At 41.3% G+C, this 17,928-nt stretch carries 15 protein-coding genes; 10 read left to right on the plus strand and 5 right to left on the minus strand.

The annotated features are described in order from the left end of the window. Positions 1-11: 11 nt before the first annotated feature. On the plus strand, positions 12-764 hold the full coding sequence (locus ACNSN2_RS12825) for a divergent polysaccharide deacetylase family protein (RefSeq protein ID WP_041709615.1): 753 nt from the start codon (positions 12-14) through the stop codon (positions 762-764). Between the two features lie 58 nt (positions 765-822). On the opposite strand, the gene ACNSN2_RS12830 is transcribed toward ACNSN2_RS12825, so the two are convergent. The 5 genes from ACNSN2_RS12830 to ftsY form a co-directional block, all read right to left on the minus strand. Then, positions 823-2,694 carry a methyl-accepting chemotaxis protein gene (locus ACNSN2_RS12830; protein ID WP_418607631.1) on the minus strand — a complete coding sequence of 624 codons (1,872 nt, stop codon included), beginning with the start codon at positions 2,692-2,694 and terminating at the stop codon, positions 823-825. 335 nt (positions 2,695-3,029) lie between these two features. Beyond that, complete coding sequence (gene rpoH / locus ACNSN2_RS12835; RefSeq protein WP_008114893.1) at positions 3,030-3,893, minus strand: RNA polymerase sigma factor RpoH; 864 nt, start codon at positions 3,891-3,893, stop codon at positions 3,030-3,032. 241 nt (positions 3,894-4,134) lie between these two features. Continuing rightward, positions 4,135-5,121 (minus strand): permease-like cell division protein FtsX, encoded by a 987-nt coding sequence (gene ftsX / locus ACNSN2_RS12840; RefSeq protein WP_008114892.1) that lies wholly within the window; start codon positions 5,119-5,121, stop codon positions 4,135-4,137. Continuing rightward, positions 5,118-5,795, minus strand: a complete 678-nt coding sequence (gene ftsE / locus ACNSN2_RS12845; RefSeq protein ID WP_008114891.1) for a cell division ATP-binding protein FtsE — start codon at positions 5,793-5,795, stop codon at positions 5,118-5,120. The genes ftsX and ftsE overlap by 4 nt, the downstream gene beginning before the upstream one ends. A 92-nt stretch (positions 5,796-5,887) precedes the next feature. Further along, positions 5,888-7,996 carry a signal recognition particle-docking protein FtsY gene (ftsY, locus tag ACNSN2_RS12850; protein WP_418607632.1) on the minus strand — a complete coding sequence of 703 codons (2,109 nt, stop codon included), beginning with the start codon at positions 7,994-7,996 and terminating at the stop codon, positions 5,888-5,890. A gap of 205 nt (positions 7,997-8,201) precedes the next feature. On the opposite strand from ftsY, the gene rsmD reads away from it, so the two are divergent. From rsmD to purH, 9 genes are all read left to right on the plus strand, one after another. Beyond that, complete coding sequence (gene rsmD / locus ACNSN2_RS12855) at positions 8,202-8,807, plus strand: 16S rRNA (guanine(966)-N(2))-methyltransferase RsmD (protein WP_024601716.1); 606 nt, start codon at positions 8,202-8,204, stop codon at positions 8,805-8,807. Between the two features lie 145 nt (positions 8,808-8,952). Next, entirely contained in the window at positions 8,953-9,168 is a 216-nt protein-coding gene (rpsU, locus tag ACNSN2_RS12860; protein ID WP_002957797.1) for a 30S ribosomal protein S21, read from the plus strand. A gap of 19 nt (positions 9,169-9,187) precedes the next feature. Then, positions 9,188-9,634, plus strand: coding sequence for a GatB/YqeY domain-containing protein (locus ACNSN2_RS12865; RefSeq protein ID WP_008114877.1), 447 nt, complete (start codon positions 9,188-9,190; stop codon positions 9,632-9,634). 160 nt (positions 9,635-9,794) lie between these two features. Then, on the plus strand, positions 9,795-11,546 hold the full coding sequence (gene dnaG / locus ACNSN2_RS12870; protein WP_109874083.1) for a DNA primase: 1,752 nt from the start codon (positions 9,795-9,797) through the stop codon (positions 11,544-11,546). A 124-nt stretch (positions 11,547-11,670) separates the two neighbouring features. After that, positions 11,671-13,512 carry an RNA polymerase sigma factor RpoD gene (rpoD, locus tag ACNSN2_RS12875; protein WP_010391796.1) on the plus strand — a complete coding sequence of 614 codons (1,842 nt, stop codon included), beginning with the start codon at positions 11,671-11,673 and terminating at the stop codon, positions 13,510-13,512. 71 nt (positions 13,513-13,583) lie between these two features. After that, complete coding sequence (gene prmA, locus ACNSN2_RS12880) at positions 13,584-14,465, plus strand: 50S ribosomal protein L11 methyltransferase (protein ID WP_054202602.1); 882 nt, start codon at positions 13,584-13,586, stop codon at positions 14,463-14,465. A gap of 282 nt (positions 14,466-14,747) precedes the next feature. Then, complete coding sequence (gene dusB / locus ACNSN2_RS12885; RefSeq protein ID WP_010391792.1) at positions 14,748-15,719, plus strand: tRNA dihydrouridine synthase DusB; 972 nt, start codon at positions 14,748-14,750, stop codon at positions 15,717-15,719. Positions 15,720-15,738: 19 nt separating this feature from the next. Further along, on the plus strand, positions 15,739-16,029 hold the full coding sequence (fis, locus tag ACNSN2_RS12890) for a DNA-binding transcriptional regulator Fis (protein ID WP_002957804.1): 291 nt from the start codon (positions 15,739-15,741) through the stop codon (positions 16,027-16,029). 235 nt (positions 16,030-16,264) lie between these two features. After that, the gene (purH, locus tag ACNSN2_RS12895) at positions 16,265-17,851 is read left to right on the plus strand and encodes a bifunctional phosphoribosylaminoimidazolecarboxamide formyltransferase/IMP cyclohydrolase (RefSeq protein WP_418607640.1); all 1,587 of its coding nucleotides are present in this window, start codon (positions 16,265-16,267) and stop codon (positions 17,849-17,851) included. The last annotated feature ends 77 nt before the right edge of the window (positions 17,852-17,928 follow it).

The raw sequence follows: 17,928 nt of genomic DNA on the forward strand, positions 1-17,928 counted from the left end.
TTATAAATTTAATGGTGTTAGCTGGGCTTTTTTTAATCCTATTTGCTACACCCTATGGTGTTAAAGCCAAACAAATAGCCATAGTGATCGATGACATAGGTTATCATCAACGTGACCTAGAATTCCTAAGTTTACCTGGGCAATTGTCTTATTCAATTTTGCCTCATACCCCCTACTCTCAAATATTTGCAACCCTTGCTAGTCAGTCAAATAAAGAGCTCCTGTTGCATGTGCCTATGCAAGCTTTAAATGGTAAAAAGCTAGGCCCTGGGGCACTTACTTTAAATATGGATAAAGCACAACTTCAACAAACACTCGGTAATGCACTGGCGAGTTTGCCACAAGTTAAAGGGGTTAATAATCATATGGGTTCTGCACTCACTCAGCAAAGCCAAGCAATGAAGTGGACCATGGAAGTACTTAAAAAGCGTCAGTTGTATTTTCTCGATAGCCGAACAACCGAATTAAGCCAGGCGCAAAATGCAGCTAACTTTTTGGGGGTAGAAAATATTGGTCGGCATGTATTTTTAGATAATATAACTACCCCTGAGCAGCTACAATTTAGGCTAGAAGAGCTAAAGTCAAAAGCAACTAAATATCAGTTTGCCATTGCAATAGCACACCCCTACCCCGAAACTATCGATTTTTTACGCCAAGCTTTGCCGCAATTAATCGAGCAGGGATTTGAACTGGTACCAGTATCACAGCTGGTAGAACGTAAGTATGTACAAATAGCCCAACAACAAGCCATTTCATTAAACTGATGGAGTAAGCGAACGCCTTACTCCAACAGTTAACTTAACTCAATTATAAGTATGGTATTTATAAAACAAATGTCGCTACCTTGGCATTTAGATTTGTAGCTCTGTCTTTTAATACTTCGGCTTGGCTTAAATGCGCGGTAGCTGAGGTAGTTATTTCATCGGTTACATCTTTAATAGCAACCGTATTTCTAGTAATTTCATTGGTCACTTGCGTTTGCTCTTCTGCTGCAACCGCTATTTGACCCGCCATATCAGAAATCTCATTTACCGCCAAAGTAATTTCTTCTAGCGCGTGTGCGGCAGCATTTACATCATCCACACTATTGTTGGCATAGCCCTTACTGCTGTCCATCAAGCTCACTGCTTTTTTAGTGGTGTTTTGTAAGGTTTCTATAGTGGTATAAATTTCGGCTGTAGAGTTTTGTGTTCTTCTTGATAACACGCGCACCTCATCGGCAACCACTGCAAAACCACGCCCCTGCTCTCCCGCACGGGCAGCCTCTATTGCAGCATTAAGTGCTAAGAGATTTGTTTGCTCAGCAATTTCTTGAATGGTAGTTAAAATGCTCGATATAGCCTGAGCATGCAAACTTAATTCACCAATAACTGTGGTAGTTTGGTCTATTTCGCCCGCGAGTGAATTAATCGTGTTTCTGGTTTTATCAACTAACAGCTTACCTTCACGGCTACTTTGTGCCGATTGTTGCGATGCGGTTGCGGTGTTTTCTGCATTAGCGGCAATTTCATGGGTTGCACTCGCCATTTCTGTGACCGCGGTAGCAACCATAGCCACTTCTTGTTGCTGACGCTGCAACTCACTGACACTGCTTTGGTTGGTGATCAAGCTTTTCTCTGCATCAAAGTCTAAGTCAGTAGCTAATTGACGAATATGACTGATCAGTTCATGTTGGCTGCTAACAAAACGATTAAAACTATCAGCCAGAACCCCAACTTCATCTTGCGTATCAACAGTTATACGCTGGGTTAAATCACCGTTACCATCTGCAATTGTTGATAAAGCTTGCGACACTCGGCTCAAAGGGGCGAGCAATACACCCAATAACCATGAAATAGCCAACACACTCAGTAAAAGTGCTACTGCAACCAGCACTAATTGGGTCAGCAATAAACTAATAAGCGGAGCCTCTAAAGTTTGTTTATCCAATACAAACAACAACTGCCAATCTGTATTGTTAATGTTTTCACCCCAAACTAGCTTCTCTCGGCCTTCACTCTCAAAGTAAACAGGAGTAAATTCACCGTTTTGACTGTTAGATAAAATTAATTGATGATTTATTTTCGAGTCAATACGCGTAATATCTGCCATTACTTTTCTAGCGTCTTTGTAGGCAATCACAGTGCCATCTTTATGCATCATAATGGCGTACCCATCTGCAGGCAAAGACATTGTATTGACGCTATCGACCAAGGCCTCTATCGATAAATCCCCCGCAACCACACCGCCTTGCGTGGTTTTAGCAATAGAAACAACCAACAGATTATACGCGGTATCTAAATAAGGTTTGGTAATTACGGTGCTACTTTGAAGCAGTGCTTGTTTATACCATGGACGAGTGCGCGGATCGTAGCCGGTGCGATCAATACTGGGATCAGAGTCAGTCATTTTTCCGCTACTATCTCCAAAGTAAGTTAACTGAAAGCCACCTGAAAATGCTGCTTGCTGAAGTGCGCTGAGCGTGTTGCCCTCAACCTTATTCGCAACCGATTTAATTATCTGCTGACGACTAGCTAGCCAATCTTCAATACTCGTAGCTTGTTGCTTACCAGATTGGCTTACGTTATCAATACTGCTTTTTAGCAGTAACGCTTTTTGAGAGGTATAGCTATTCCACGACAGCAGTACAATAATAACGGCTAGGGCAAGAACGACCGATAGCAAGATTTTTTTCTTTAGTGAATATGAGTTCATATTGAGTGTAAATACTCGCGTTAAATGAAATTGAAAGGCAACAAACCAGCAATTAAATGACTTAATTTAGGCTACGATTTGAGCGATAAGTCGCTCAGGTGCGCGAATATTTTCATATACCCAAATTAAAAACAAACTAAAATCATGTATTTAAATTAAAACCAAACTTATTCATTAATTTTAAATAGCGTATATTTAATTAAAAGATACATAGATGTGACTAGAGGTAAGCAGAACAAGAAAAACGATACTTTCTATTAACCTTTTTAGTTAGCTTTTTTAGTTAAAAAAAAGCCCCGCATTTTCATGCAGGGCTTAATCAGTTTTTAGTGCGATTAACTCATCGCGCTTTGTAATTTTTTCATTGCTGTTTTTTCCAGCTGGCGAACACGCTCTGCTGATACGCTGTATTTTTCAGCCAGCTCTTGCAGTGTTGCTTTATCGTCTGACAGCCAACGAGCACTAACAATATCTTGAGAACGCTCATCGAGAGTTTTCAAAGCGCTAAATAAACGCGTATGTGACTGTTCTTGCCATTGTTGCTGTTCAATGTCGTCAGCTAAATCAGCAGAACCATCGGTTAAGTACTGTACCGGTGAGTAAGTACTAGTTGGCGCGTCATCATTATCGTCGCCAGTTAAATCAAAGCCCATGTCTTGGCCGCTCATACGCGATTCCATTTCACGTACTTCTTTTTCACTCACACCTAGCTCGCTAGCTACTGTGCTCACTTCAGCTTGGTTAAACCAACCTAAACGCTTTTTATTTTTACGTAAGTTAAAAAACAATTTACGTTGTGCTTTGGTCGTCGCTACTTTAACGATACGCCAGTTTTTAAGCACAAACTCATGAATTTCGGCTTTAATCCAATGAACGGCAAATGAAACCAAACGTACACCCACTGATGGGTCAAAACGTTTTACTGCTTTCATCAGTCCGATGTTACCTTCTTGAATTAAATCAGCTTGAGGTAAACCGTAACCCGAGTAGCTTTTAGCTATGTGCGCTACAAAGCGCAAATGCGACATAATGAGTTGCTTTGCAGCACTAAGATCGCCTTCTTCCTGAAGTCTTTTTGCAAGTTCCTGCTCTTGCTCAACTTTAAGCATAGGAATAGTACTAACAGCTTGAAGGTAGCCGTCCATACTTGCGCTTTGTTGCCCAACTGTAAGTGCCATTGCGTATAAATCTTTACTCATTTTTCACCTCGGTGATAAACATTTGAAACCATCTTAGCACTCTTTTAGTAAGAGTGCTAACTTGAATTTAAAACTTTTTTGAATCATAAATCAAGTGGTTTTTTTAGTGTTAAGTCAGTCTACGCTAGGCGACTGAATAACCTATGAATTGATTTAGCCAAAACAAAAATAACCTTTTTGCTTTGGCTTTTTTATTATTTTAAACTTAAAACATGACAGTTTTAAGAATTATATTAGAGCCCTAAACCTTATCAGGTTCTATTTCTGAGATGTAACGATTAACCGATAAGTAAGAACCTATAAAACCTAAACTAGTAGCAAGTAATACCAACGCGCCAAACTCATTAAGACTAAGCCCTATTAGCGTAAAACTGGTTTGATACACCCCTGCAACACTGCTTACTGCAGCAGATAGCCACCACATCATTAATGCTACACAAATAAAGGCAAACAATCCGCCAATCACGCCATACCAAATGCCAGTCCATAAAAAGGGAGCGTGTATAAAGGTATTGGTTGCCCCTACTAGCTTCATTACCTGTATTTCTTCTTTTTTATCCATAATAGATAAACGAATTGTATTGCCTATAATAAGCGTCACTGAGGTAAGTAATAATAGCGCAATAGTAATTACACTCTCTTTTAGCAAACTTAGTAATGCATTTAGGCGCTCAAGCCAAGCAATATCAAGCTTACCAAAGTCAACTTCGCGTTCGGCTTCAAGTTTTTTAAGCAATTGCTTAGCTGCATTAGGTTGGCTATGTCGTTGTGTTGGTGTGACTAAAACTACATTCGGTAACGGGTTGGTATCTAAATATTCTAAAGCCTGACCAAAGCCAGACATTTCTTTGAACTCATCCAAAGCCTCAGTGCGAGAAATAAAAGTCACAGTTTGTATTTCGGGATATAGCGCTAAGCGTTTAACTAAGGTTTGCGTTTCTTGCTCGCTCATATTTTCTTTTACAAATAAGGATATTTCGCTGGCTTGCTCAAAACCACTACTCACTTGCTGCACATTTTTTACCACTAAATATAGTGTTGCAGGCAACGTTAAACTCAAACCGAGTACTGCAATGGTCATCATTGAAGCCAATGGCGTGCGCCACATTTCTCCTAGGCTGTACACACCTTGGCGAAAAATATTAATAATAAAAAAGTAACCGCCAGAGAATACTGACTTTTTTTGTTTATCATTACTATTTTGACGGCTTTTGAACAGTAAACTCATAATACCCCCTCAGCCAGTGGATCTTGGCTCATTCGTCCATCATGAAGCGTTAAACTGCGGTACTTCATCCGTGACACTAAGCCCAAATCATGAGTGGCAATTAAAACCGTGGTGCCATGTTTATTAAAGTCTTCAAACAGGCGTAATATTTCCATTGATAATTCAGGGTCTAAGTTACCGGTAGGTTCATCGGCTAGCAATATAGGTGGCGAATTGACGATGGCTCGTGCAATCCCTACTCGTTGTTGTTCACCACCAGAAAGTGTAGAAGGGTGACAGCGCACTTTATCTAACAAGCCCACTTTATCAAGCGCTCCATGCACACGTTTGGCAATTTGCTTGTGGTGAGTCCCTTCAATAATTAAGGGCAAAGCAACGTTATCAAATACCGTGTATCGCTCTAATAATCGATGATTTTGAAAAATAATACCAATGTCGCGACGTGCATACGGAATTTGACGGGAATTTAATTTATTTAAATCCACGCCATTAATAAACACGTTTCCTGCAGAAGGACGTTCCATTAAGCTAATAAGCTTTAATAGTGTACTTTTACCAGCCCCACTGTGGCCAGTTAGAAAGGCCAATTCGCCAGGCTTTATATGAAAGTTCACTTTTTCAAGCGCGCGGTGTCCACCGGCATAGGTTTTACTTACTTGCTGAAAATTTATCATTTTTTATTATTGCCAATTTATTGTTAGCCTTAGGCTCTAAATAAAATGGTATTCCTCGCAATTAAAAAGGGAGCAGGCTCCCTTTTGGTAAATTAAGCGTCGTCCTCATCTTGACTAAATAGCGCGTCAATAAAGTCATCGCTCTTGAAGGTACGTAAATCATCAATACTTTCACCTACGCCAATGTAACGAATAGGAATATTAAACTTATCGGCAACGGCAAAAATAACCCCACCTTTAGCAGTACCATCAAGCTTTGATAATGTGATACCGGTTAAACCTACACATTGATTAAATAGGTTTACTTGGCTAATTGCATTTTGGCCTGTACCAGCATCAATAGTCAGCATCACTTCATGAGGTGCATCAGGGTCTACTTTTTTCATTACACGGGCTATTTTTTCAAGCTCTTGCATTAAGTTATCTTTATTTTGCAAGCGCCCTGCTGTATCAGCAATTAACACATCGACATTACGTGCTTTTGCAGCTTGAAAAGCATCAAATACTACCGATGCACTATCAGCACCTGTATGTTGAGCTATTACCGGAATGCTGTTGCGTTCACCCCATACTTGAAGCTGCTCTACCGCTGCAGCTCTAAAAGTATCACCGGCAGCAAGCATGACCGACTTACCTTGATTTTGGAATTGCTTGGCCATTTTACCAATGGTGGTGGTTTTACCTACGCCGTTTACCCCTACCATTAAAATAACAAAAGGTTTTTTATCTGCTGGTATTTCTAAAGGCTGCTCTGCTGTTTTTAGCATAGTTGCCATTTCTTGTTTCATAAGCTCATAAAGCGCATCACCATCTTTAAGTTGCTTGCGATCGGCTGCATCAGTTAAATTATCAATGAGCTTCATGGTGGTATCAACACCGAGATCAGCAGTAAGTAACTGAGTCTCTAGCTCTTCAAATAACTCGTCGTCAATTTTTTTACCGCTAAAAATTGACGAAAAACCAGAGCCAATATTAACTCGAGTTTTAAGTAAGCCTTTTTTAAGTCGAGAGAAAAAGCCTTCTTTTTTAGGTTTTTCCGCTTTTTTTGCTTCTTCCTCTGCAAGCTCTGTGGTCAGTCGCTGTTGCTCTAGACGCTCAGCCTCTTCTTCAGCTGCAATACGTTCTTGCTCTAAACGTTCATTCTCTGCTTGCTCTGCTGCAATGCGCTGTTGCTCTAAACGCTCATGCTCAGCTTGCTCTGCTGCAATACGCTGTTGTTCTAAACGCTCATTTTCAGCTTGCTCTGCTACAATACGCTGTTGCTCTAAGCGCTCATTCTCAGCTTGCTCTGCTGCAATACGCTGATGTTCTAAGCGCTCATTCTCAGCTTGCTCTGCTGCTATGCGTTGTTGTTCTAAGCGCTCATGCTCAGCTTGCTCAGCTTGCTCTGCTGCAATACGCTGTTGTTCTAAGCGCTCATTCTCAGCTTGCTCTGCTGCAATACGCTGTTGTTCTAAGCGCTCATTTTCAGCTTGCTCTGCTGCAATACGCTGTTGCTCTAAACGCTCATGCTCAGCTTGTTCAGCCGCGATACGCTCTTGCTCTAACAACATTTTCGCTTCTTGTTCAGCTAAACGTTTAGCTTGCTCTTGTCTTTGCTGCTCTGCATCCGCCTGTTGTTTAGCTAATAGCTCAGCGTTAGCTTGTTCAATCGCTCGTTTTTCTGCCTCCGCCGCGCGTTGTGCTTGCGCCTGTTTTTCTTGTTCTAAACGTTCAGCTTCTGCTTTTTCAGCTGCTATACGCTCTTGCTCTAACAACATTTGCGCTTCTTGCTCAGCTAAACGTTGAGCTTGCTCTTGTCTTTGCTGCTCGGCATCTGCCTGTTGTTTAGCCAATAGCTCAGCGTTAGCTTGTTCAATCGCTTGTTTTTCTGCTGCCGCAGCGCGTTGTGCTTGCGCCTGTTTTTCTTGCTCTAAACGCTCTGTCTCTGCTTTTTCGGCAGCTATTTGTTGTTCGGCTTTTTCAGCTTGCTCTTGCGCTAAACGTTCTGCTTCAGCTTGTTCAGCTGCAATTCGGGCTTGTTCTAAACGTTCGGCTTCAGCTTGCAAACGCTCTGCCTCGGCTTTCTCTGCTGCTAAGCGCTCCTGTTCGGCTTTTTCTGCCTGCTCGTTTGCCAATGCTTGTTGTTTATCAGCTTCTGCTTGTTTTTTATCTGACTTGCCAAAACCGAGCCACGACATGAATTTACTTTTTTTTGCCATACTTGCTAATAACCACTTATAAAAATCTGATAAACTAACGATAATGATAGCGTGCTTTTAAGCCTAAATAATTGCTTTTTAGCAACACGTTATCCTCGAGGGTGCATAATAGTAACACTTTTAGCGCAGTTGAAAAATGACACGCCGTGATATGATTGCAATATTATCTGAGCTAGATCATAGATACCAATTTTTAGTGAGTTAAATGAGAAAAAAAATCACACCAAATAACACCACCCATAAATCAGTCGATGGCGTTATTAGAATCATTAGCGGCCAATTTCGCGGTCGAAAACTGCCAGTAAAAGACGTTCAAGGCTTGCGCCCTACAACCGACAGAATAAAAGAAACAGTATTTAATTGGTTAATGCACGATACCCGCGATGCGCGTACTCTCGATTGCTTTGCCGGTTCCGGAGGTTTAGGGTTCGAAGCGCTATCTCGCTTTGCTAAAAACACCACATTTTTAGAGCTTGATCCGTTAGCAGCAAAACAGCTAACGCAAAATGTTGCCACCCTTAATGCGCAAAATGCACAGGTACTCAATACTAATACCCTGACCTTTCTTGAAAGCAAAAACACCAATGACACATTTAATTTAGTTTTTATTGACCCGCCATTTCGCAAAAATTTAGCCCAATCATGCTGTGATTTATTAGAAAATAATCAATGGCTCGACCCTGACGCACTAATATATGTTGAAGTAGAAACCGAGTTAACTTCGTTCAAAGCACCTAATAACTGGTTGTTAATAAAAGAGAAAAAAGCTGGGCAAGTTTTTTGCAGGCTATACCAACGGCATATAAATTAGCACTGTTTTAGCGGTCGGGTTTCTGTTAATATTATCCTTTACATGTGGTGTTGCTTCGGATTACAATACCGCACCATTTTTGAACCACTTGATCAATGTTTGATCAACTTGAGCAACGCTCATAATTTAGGTAGGTGAATTTTTAATGCCAGTAATTAAAGTAAGAGAGAACGAACCGTTTGACGTAGCACTTCGTCGCTTCAAGCGTTCATGTGAAAAAGCAGGTATCCTTTCAGAAGTTCGTCGTCGCGAGCACTATGAAAAACCAACAGCTGAGCGTAAGCGTAAAAAAGCAGCTGCTGTTAAACGTCACATGAAAAAACTTTCTCGTGATAACGCTCGTCGCGTTAAATTATACTAATATATTAGGTCTTGTATAAATGAGCCTTTTAATAACGCTAAAAGATGCGCAAAAAGATGCGATGAGAGCTAAAGACAAACAACGTCTTAATCCTATTCGCATGGTACTTGCTGCAATCAAGCAACGTGAAATTGACGAGCAAATAACACTAGACGACGCAGGTATTACCTCCGTTATAGTGAAGCTTGTTAAACAACGTCGCGACTCTTACACTCAGTACAAAGATGCTGGGCGTGATGATTTAGCTGAAATTGAAGCCAATGAGATTACAGCACTTGAAGCTTTTTTACCTCAACAATTGAGTGAAGAAGAAATCATTGCTCTCATTGACGCGGCTATTGCTGATACTAACGCAGCAGGTATGCAAGACATGGGTAAAGTAATGGGTATAATCAAAAGCAAAGCCGAAGGTCGTGCCGATATGGGTAAAATCTCAGGTTTAATTAAGCAACGATTAACTGCCTAATACTCCCACATACATTAAGTATGATTGAAGTAAACCGAGCCTTGAGCTCGGTTTCTTCGTTTAGAGCACTTCAAAAAAATATGCATTTGTGTTCCAATCTCTGCGTATTATAATTCGCTTTTAACACTTTTATATTTACCTTAGGGCTGTACTTTAAACAATGGCTGGAAAGATCCCACGCAACTTTATCGATGATTTATTGGCACGAACCGATATTGTCGATCTGATTGACTCAAAGGTAGGGTTGAAAAAAGCAGGCAAAGACTATCAAGCTTGCTGTCCTTTTCACAATGAAAAATCGCCTTCGTTTACTGTATCGCAAGATAAACAGTTTTATCATTGCTTTGGCTGTGGCGCTAACGGCAATGCTATTTCTTTTGTTATGGAATATGACAAACTTGAGTTTGTTGATGCAATTGAAGAGCTAGCCAGTTTACTTAACCTAGATGTTCCTCGCGAACAAGGAAGTAGTAATGGCCCAGAACGCACCGCAGCACAAAAACGTTCTGACTACGATTTAATGCTCCATGCAGCGCGTTTTTATCAACACCAGTTAAAACATCATAGTAATTCTGAAACAGTAATAGACTATGTAAAAGGTCGCGGCTTAAGCGGCGCAACAGTTAAAAAGTTTATGATGGGCTATGCGCCCAGCGAATGGGAAGGCCTCTGCCAACAGCTTGGACGTAATCAAGAACAAAAAGAGCAATTAGTTGAGCTAAAGCTCGCATCTGAAAAAACGCCAGGTAAGCAATTCGATTTTTTCCGTGATCGTTTAATGTTTCCTATTCGTGATAAACGCGGTCGCGTCATTGCTTTTGGTGGCCGTGTAATGCAAGCAGATCAGGGGCCAAAATATTTAAACTCTCCTGAAACACGAATATTCCACAAAGGCTTTGAACTTTACGGCCTTTATGAAGCAAAACAAGCACATAAAAAACTCGATCATGTACTCATAGTAGAAGGTTATATGGACGTTGTTGCGCTGGCTGAACAAGGCATAGAATACGCAGTTGCCGCACTCGGCACAGCGACAACCAGCGAGCATATGCATACCTTATTTAGAACCACTGACAAAGTTATTTGTTGCTACGACGGTGACCGTGCAGGTAAAGATGCCGCGTGGCGTGCACTGGAAAATGCACTTCCTTACTTAAACGATGGCAAAGCACTGCATTTTGTATTTCTACCTGATGGTGAAGACCCTGATTCACTCGTTCAACAAGAAGGTAAAGAGGCTTTTGAGCAGCGGCTAGAAAACGCCGATGACTTCACTAAAGTGCTGTTTAATAAACTCAGTAAAGAAATTGATTTAACGCTCGATTCCGGTAAGGCTAAGTTACTCAGTGCAGCACTGCCATTAATTGAAAAAATCCCAAGTGAGTTTTATCAAGAAAATATCTTGGAGCAACTTGGCAGATTAATTGGTCGCACCCGTGAGCAACTCAATAATCACTTAAAAACACCAAAACAGCAGCAGGCAATTGAACGTAAATTTAAAATTACACCGATGCGCCAAGCGATAGGCATTTTAGTTCAGCACCCTAATTTGGCAAAAAGCGTGCCCTACTTGCCTGATTTAGCACAAATGAATATTGCAGGAATCGGCTTGTTATTACGCCTACAACATCAAGCGTTACAAAAAGATGGCATTACCACTGCACAAATTCTCGAATCATTTAGAGACACTGATGACTATGAGCCATTAACTAAGTTGGCGACATGGCAACATCAAATAGATGAAGAGCGTTTAGAGACTGTTTTTCAAAATACTTTTAAATTTATTGAAGATCAGTGTTTAAATTATCGACTAGAGACCCTATTAATAAAAGACAAGACACAGGGCTTAAATAGCGATGAACGACTAGAATGTCATTTGCTAATGACAGCGTTAAAAACGACTAACGGCTAGTCAGATTTGATTTAGGCTGTTATACTGTGCTATTCACTGCGTCACATTATTCTGGTTAGCCTTTGAGCAAACTCCATGATGGCGCCTGTTGTATCAACTTATCAGAGTGGAAGAAACAATCTCTATGGATCCAACTCCTCAGTCACAATTAAAACTTCTGATTCAAAAAGGTAAAGAGCAAGGTTACTTAACTTTTGCAGAAGTTAATGATCACCTTCCACAAGATATTATCGACTCAGATCAAGTAGAAGATATCATTAGCATGATTAATGACATGGGTATCAAGGTTAGCGAAAACGCGCCTGATGCTGATGAATTAATGATGCAAGAAACCACGACAGACGAAGACGCAGCGGAAGCTGCCGCTGCAGCCCTTGCTACTGTAGAAAAAGAAATCGGCCGTACAACAGACCCTGTTCGCATGTACATGCGTGAAATGGGTACTGTTGAACTTCTTACCCGTGAAGGCGAAATTGTTATCGCTAAACGTATTGAAGAAGGCATTAACCAAGTACAGATTTCGGTTGCTGAATACCCAGAAGCGATCACTTACCTACTTGAACAGTGGGATAAGTTTGAAGCTGAAGAGATGCGCCTTAGCGACATTATCTCTGGCTTTTTCGATCCTGATGCAGACGAAGCACCACCAATTGCTGCCACTAACATTGGTTCTGAATTAAGCGAAAAACAGCTTGATGACAGCGACGATGATGATGACAGCGATGATGAAGACGAAGAAGAAGTAGATACAGGTCCAGATCCTGAAGAAGCGCGCATCCATTTCGAAAACTTACGTGATTTATACACTAAAGCACGTGAAACATTCGATAAAAAAGGTCGCTCTCATCCAGAATCTCAAGCCGCAATTTTAGAAATTGGTGAGTTGTTCAGAACCTTTAAACTTGTGCCTAAACAATTTGACCGCATGGTTAATAACATGCGTGAAATGATGGACCGAGTTCGCGTTCAAGAACGTCTTATCATGAAGCATGCAGTACAAGTTTCAAAGCTTCCAAAGAAAACCTTTGTTAAGCACTTTGCAAACAACGAAACTGACACAGCATGGCTTGATATTGAAATTGCAGCTAACGAAAAGCATTCAGCTAAACTTGAAGAAGTGAAGCCTGAAATACTTCGTTGTATTAGCAAACTTTCTTCAATGGAAGAAAGCACTGGCTTAAGCATTGAACGTATTAAAGATATAAACCGTCGCATGAGTATTGGTGAAGCGAAAGCGCGCCGTGCTAAAAAAGAGATGGTAGAAGCGAACTTACGTCTGGTAATTTCAATCGCTAAAAAATACACCAACCGTGGTTTACAGTTCTTGGATTTAATTCAAGAAGGTAATATTGGTTTGATGAAAGCGGTTGATAAGTTTGAATACCGTCGTGGTTATAAGTTCTCCACTTATGCTACGTGGTGGATTCGCCAAGCAATTACTCGCTCTATTGCTGACCAAGCAAGAACGATCCGTATTCCAGTACATATGATTGAAACGATCAATAAATTGAACCGTATTTCACGTCAAATGTTACAAGAAATGGGTCGTGAGCCAAATCCAGAAGAATTAGCTGAACGCATGATGATGCCTGAGGATAAAATCCGTAAGGTACTTAAGATTGCAAAAGAGCCAATTTCAATGGAAACACCGATTGGTGATGATGAAGATTCGCACTTAGGCGACTTCATTGAAGATACTACTATTGATTCGCCTATCGATTCGGCAACAATGGAGTCTCTTCGTGGCGCAACTAACGATGTGCTCGCTGGCTTAACTGCCCGTGAAGCGAAAGTACTACGTATGCGTTTTGGTATTGATATGAATACCGACCACACGTTGGAAGAAGTAGGTAAGCAGTTTGATGTAACACGTGAGCGTATTCGTCAAATTGAAGCGAAGGCACTACGTAAATTACGTCACCCTTCTCGCTCTGATTTACTGAAAAGCTTTTTAGACGCTAAATAATCTAGCGTTACATTATGAGTTAACTCAAAAGGCCGCTGTAGCGGCCTTTTTTCTATTTCAAGGAAATAAACATGGCTTGGATCCAAATCCGTATCAATGCCAATGCTGCAACCGCAGATGCAGTTAGTGACTTATTAATGGAAGCTGGTAGTGCTTCTGTTACTTTTATTGATGCTAAAGACACCCCTATTTACGAACCCAAAATTGGCACTGTCGTTTTTTGGGCTGATACCACAGTAATTGGTCTGTTCGAAGCTAATCACGATATGAACGCCGTGGTTGCGTTATTAAAGCGCCATGATGAGCTCAAAGACAATTTAGTTTACAAAATCGAGCAACTCGAAGACAAAGATTGGGAACGTGAGTGGATGGATAACTTCCACCCTATTCAATTTGGCGAAAAACTATGGATTTGCCCTAGCTGGCGCGATATTCCAGACCCTGACGCAGTCAATGTGCTACTTGATCCTGGCCTTGCATTTGGTACTGGCACGCACGCCACCACCGCGCTGTGTTTAAAGTGGCTTGAAAGCCAAGACTTAAGCGGCAAAACGGTAGTCGATTTTGGTTGTGGTTCAGGCATATTAGGCATTGCAGCAATTAAACTAGGTGCAGAGCGCATGATAGGGATAGACATTGACCCGCAAGCGCTAGAAGCAAGCTTAGATAACGCTAACCGTAATGGCGTTGCTGACAAGCTTGAAGTTTATCTACCAGAAAACCAACCTGAATTTACAGCCGATATTGTTGTGGCAAATATTTTAGCGCAACCTCTGCGTGAGCTTCATAGTGTGATTTTAGGACTATTAAAACCAGGCGGTAAAATTGCCATGTCGGGCATTTTAGAAGAGCAAGCAAAATCGGTTGCCGATATATATGCGCCCTTTATTGAACTTGATGAGATTGCCATTGAAGGCGACTGGACCCGAGTCAGTGGCATTAAAAAAGCATAATAGTGCGTTTTTTCAAAGTTTAGAGTATTAACTCAAAAGTCGTTTCTAGAGCCTGTATTTAACAGGCTTTACTATTTTTTTACATAATAAAAAATAAAGATTTTTTATTATAAAAACAACGACCGTTCAAAATTCACACAAATAAACCGCTTCGTCATACGGTTATCAAATGTCAATACGAAAAGAGCAAAAAAAAGTCACTTTTGTTCAATTTATAGCCTTTGATTTTTGCGCAAAAAGCCGTAAACTTAGCGCCCCTTGAAAAGAGGCCTATTGAATATCGTGCGTATCGGTTCATACCAACTTGAGAATAATGTCATTGTCGCGCCTATGGCGGGCATAACAGACAGACCATTTAGACAGTTATGTCGTCGTTTAGGCGCTGGCCTTGCTGTGTCTGAAATGCTGTCGTCTAATCCGAAGGTTTGGAAAACCGAAAAGTCGATGAACCGAATGGATCATTCTGGTGAGTCGGGTATACGTGCGGTGCAAATTGCAGGAGCAGACCCTGAGCTTATGGCACAGGCCGCACAATTCAATGTTGCAAACGGTGCACAGATCATAGATATCAATATGGGGTGCCCAGCAAAAAAAGTGAACAAGAAACTTGCAGGCTCAGCCTTATTACAGTTTCCAGAACTCGTGGAAGAGATTATTGATGCCGTCGTTAATGCGGTTGATATACCTGTAACACTTAAAATCCGTACTGGATGGGATCAGGACAACCGTAATGGTGTAGAGATTGCAAGAATAGCTGAACGTTATGGCATTGCATCACTGGCTGTACATGGGCGCACGCGCGCATGTATGTACAAAGGTGATGCTGAGTACGCCACAATTAGGGATATAAAACGTTCAGTGTCGATACCTGTGGTTGCTAATGGTGATATTACATCACCTGAAAAAGCAAAGCAGGTTTTGGACTATACGGGTGCAGATGCCATCATGATTGGTCGAGCCGCCCAAGGTCGCCCTTGGATATTTAGGGAGATAGACCACTATTTGCGAACTGGTGAACATATGCAGCCACCTGCTATTGCAGAGGTGCGCAGTATTTTAATGGAGCATTTAACCAACCTCCATATGTTTTACGGTGAGCCAATGGGAGCACGAATCGCTCGCAAACATGTATCTTGGTATTTGCAAACCCATGACAGTGACGGTCAGTTTAGGCGAGTATTTAATGCGCTCGACAATTCCGAGGAACAGGTCGTCGCATTAGAGCAATACTTTAAAACACTAGCAGCTAACTAAGAAAGAAAGAGACTTTATAATGTTCGAACAAAACGTGACTTCTCCATTTATCACAAACCCTCATGTTCAGTCACACGAGAAACCGCAGCCATTGCGTGATGCAGTAAAAAAAGCTGTTCACCACTACTTAAAACAGCTTAACGGTCAAGATGTGCAAGACGTTTACGACCTTGTTCTTTCTGAGCTAGAAGCGCCATTGCTTGAAGAAGTAATGACTTACACACGTGGCAACCAGACTCGTGCGGCAATTTTACTAGGTATCAACCGTGGTACTTTACGTAAAAAGCTAAAAAAATACGGTATGAACTAATACCTAAGGTATTGATGCCGTAATTGCTTTACCGCGCTTACTGATTCAATACACTGAGTGTTTTATAAAACACTCTTAAAAAAGCACCTTAGGGTGCTTTTTTTATCTGTAAAATTTATTAACGAAATTGCAAAATGCTCACGCTTTATGGGTCGTTATAAGTCGTTTTTTGAGTCGTAATCAGTTAAAATACGCGCTTCTAAGCTAGCTCATTAACTGAGGAAATCAAACTACAATGGATACACATCGTCCTATACGTCGCGCACTTTTGAGTGTGTCAGACAAAACCGGTATTGTTGAATTTGCCCTTGCACTAGAAGCACAAGGTGTTGAAATACTTTCAACTGGCGGCACTTGTAAACTACTTGCTGATAATGCGATTAAAGTTACCGAAGTATCAGATCACACCGGACACCCTGAGATCATGGATGGTCGCGTAAAAACCCTACACCCAAAAATTCATGGCGGTATTCTTGCTCGTCGTGGCCAAGATGAAGGCGTAATGGCAGATAACAACATTTCTGCTATCGACATCGTTGTAGTTAACTTATACCCCTTTGCGAATACTGTCGCTCAAGAAAACTGCAGCCTTGAAGATGCTATAGAAAACATCGATATTGGCGGCCCAACCATGGTGCGTGCAGCAGCTAAAAATCACAAAGATGTGACGATTGTTGTTAACGCAAACGACTATGACCGTATTATTAGCGAAATGCAAAATAACAACGGCTCAACTACTTACAAAACCCGCTTTGATCTAGCTATTGCCGCTTATGAACATACAGCGCAATACGATGGTATGATTGCTAATTACTTCGGTAAAATGGTTCCTGATTACACAGAAGAAGCCGCTGAAGATACTAAGTTCCCACGTACTATTAATATGCAATTCACTAAAAAGCAAGATATGCGTTACGGTGAAAATTCGCATCAAGATGCCGCGTTTTATGTTGAAAACGACATCACTGAAGCGTCAGTGGCGACAGCCACTCAGCTACAAGGTAAAGCATTATCGTTTAACAATATTGCCGATACCGATGCCGCACTTGAGTGTGTTAAAGAATTTGATGTACCGGCGTGTGTTATTGTAAAACATGCTAATCCATGTGGTGTTTCAATTGGCGAAAATATCTTAGAAGCATACGATCGCGCCTTTAAAACTGATCCAACGTCAGCGTTTGGCGGCATTATTGCTTTTAACCAAGAACTTGACGCAAAAACTGCACAAGCGATTGTTGAACGTCAATTTGTTGAAGTTATTATCGCACCAAGCGTAAGTGCAGAAGCGGCTCAAATAGTCTCGGCTAAGCAAAATGTTCGCTTATTAGAGTGTGGCGAGTTTTCAGCTAAAGGCACAGGCCATGACATTAAACGCGTTAATGGCGGCGTTCTAATTCAAGACCGTGATTTAGGTATGGTAACGCAAGGCGACTTAACGGTTGTTTCTAAGCGCCAGCCTTCTGAGCAAGAACTTAAAGACTTACTGTTCTGTTGGAAAGTGGCTAAATTTGTTAAATCAAACGCCATTGTTTATGCCCGCGACGGTATGACTATTGGTGTTGGCGCAGGCCAAATGAGCCGTGTTTACTCAGCTAAAATTGCCGGTATTAAAGCCGCTGATGAAAACCTTGAAGTTAAAGGCTCAGTCATGGCATCAGATGCATTTTTCCCATTCCGTGATGGCATTGATGCTGCAGCCGCAGCAGGTATTACCGCGGTTATTCAACCGGGTGGTTCAATGCGCGATGAAGAAGTAATTGCCGCAGCTGATGAAGCTGGTATGGCAATGGTGTTTACGGGTATGCGCCATTTCCGCCATTAATCGCTTAAAGAGCTAACTGCTTCAGTTAGCTCTTTTTGTTTGCATCAAATTCACGTATTCTGCTTATTCTATAACCA

This window comes from Pseudoalteromonas sp. US3C1013 (assembly GCF_048401115.1).
GTDB classification, from domain to species: Bacteria; Pseudomonadota; Gammaproteobacteria; order Enterobacterales; family Alteromonadaceae; genus Pseudoalteromonas; species Pseudoalteromonas undina.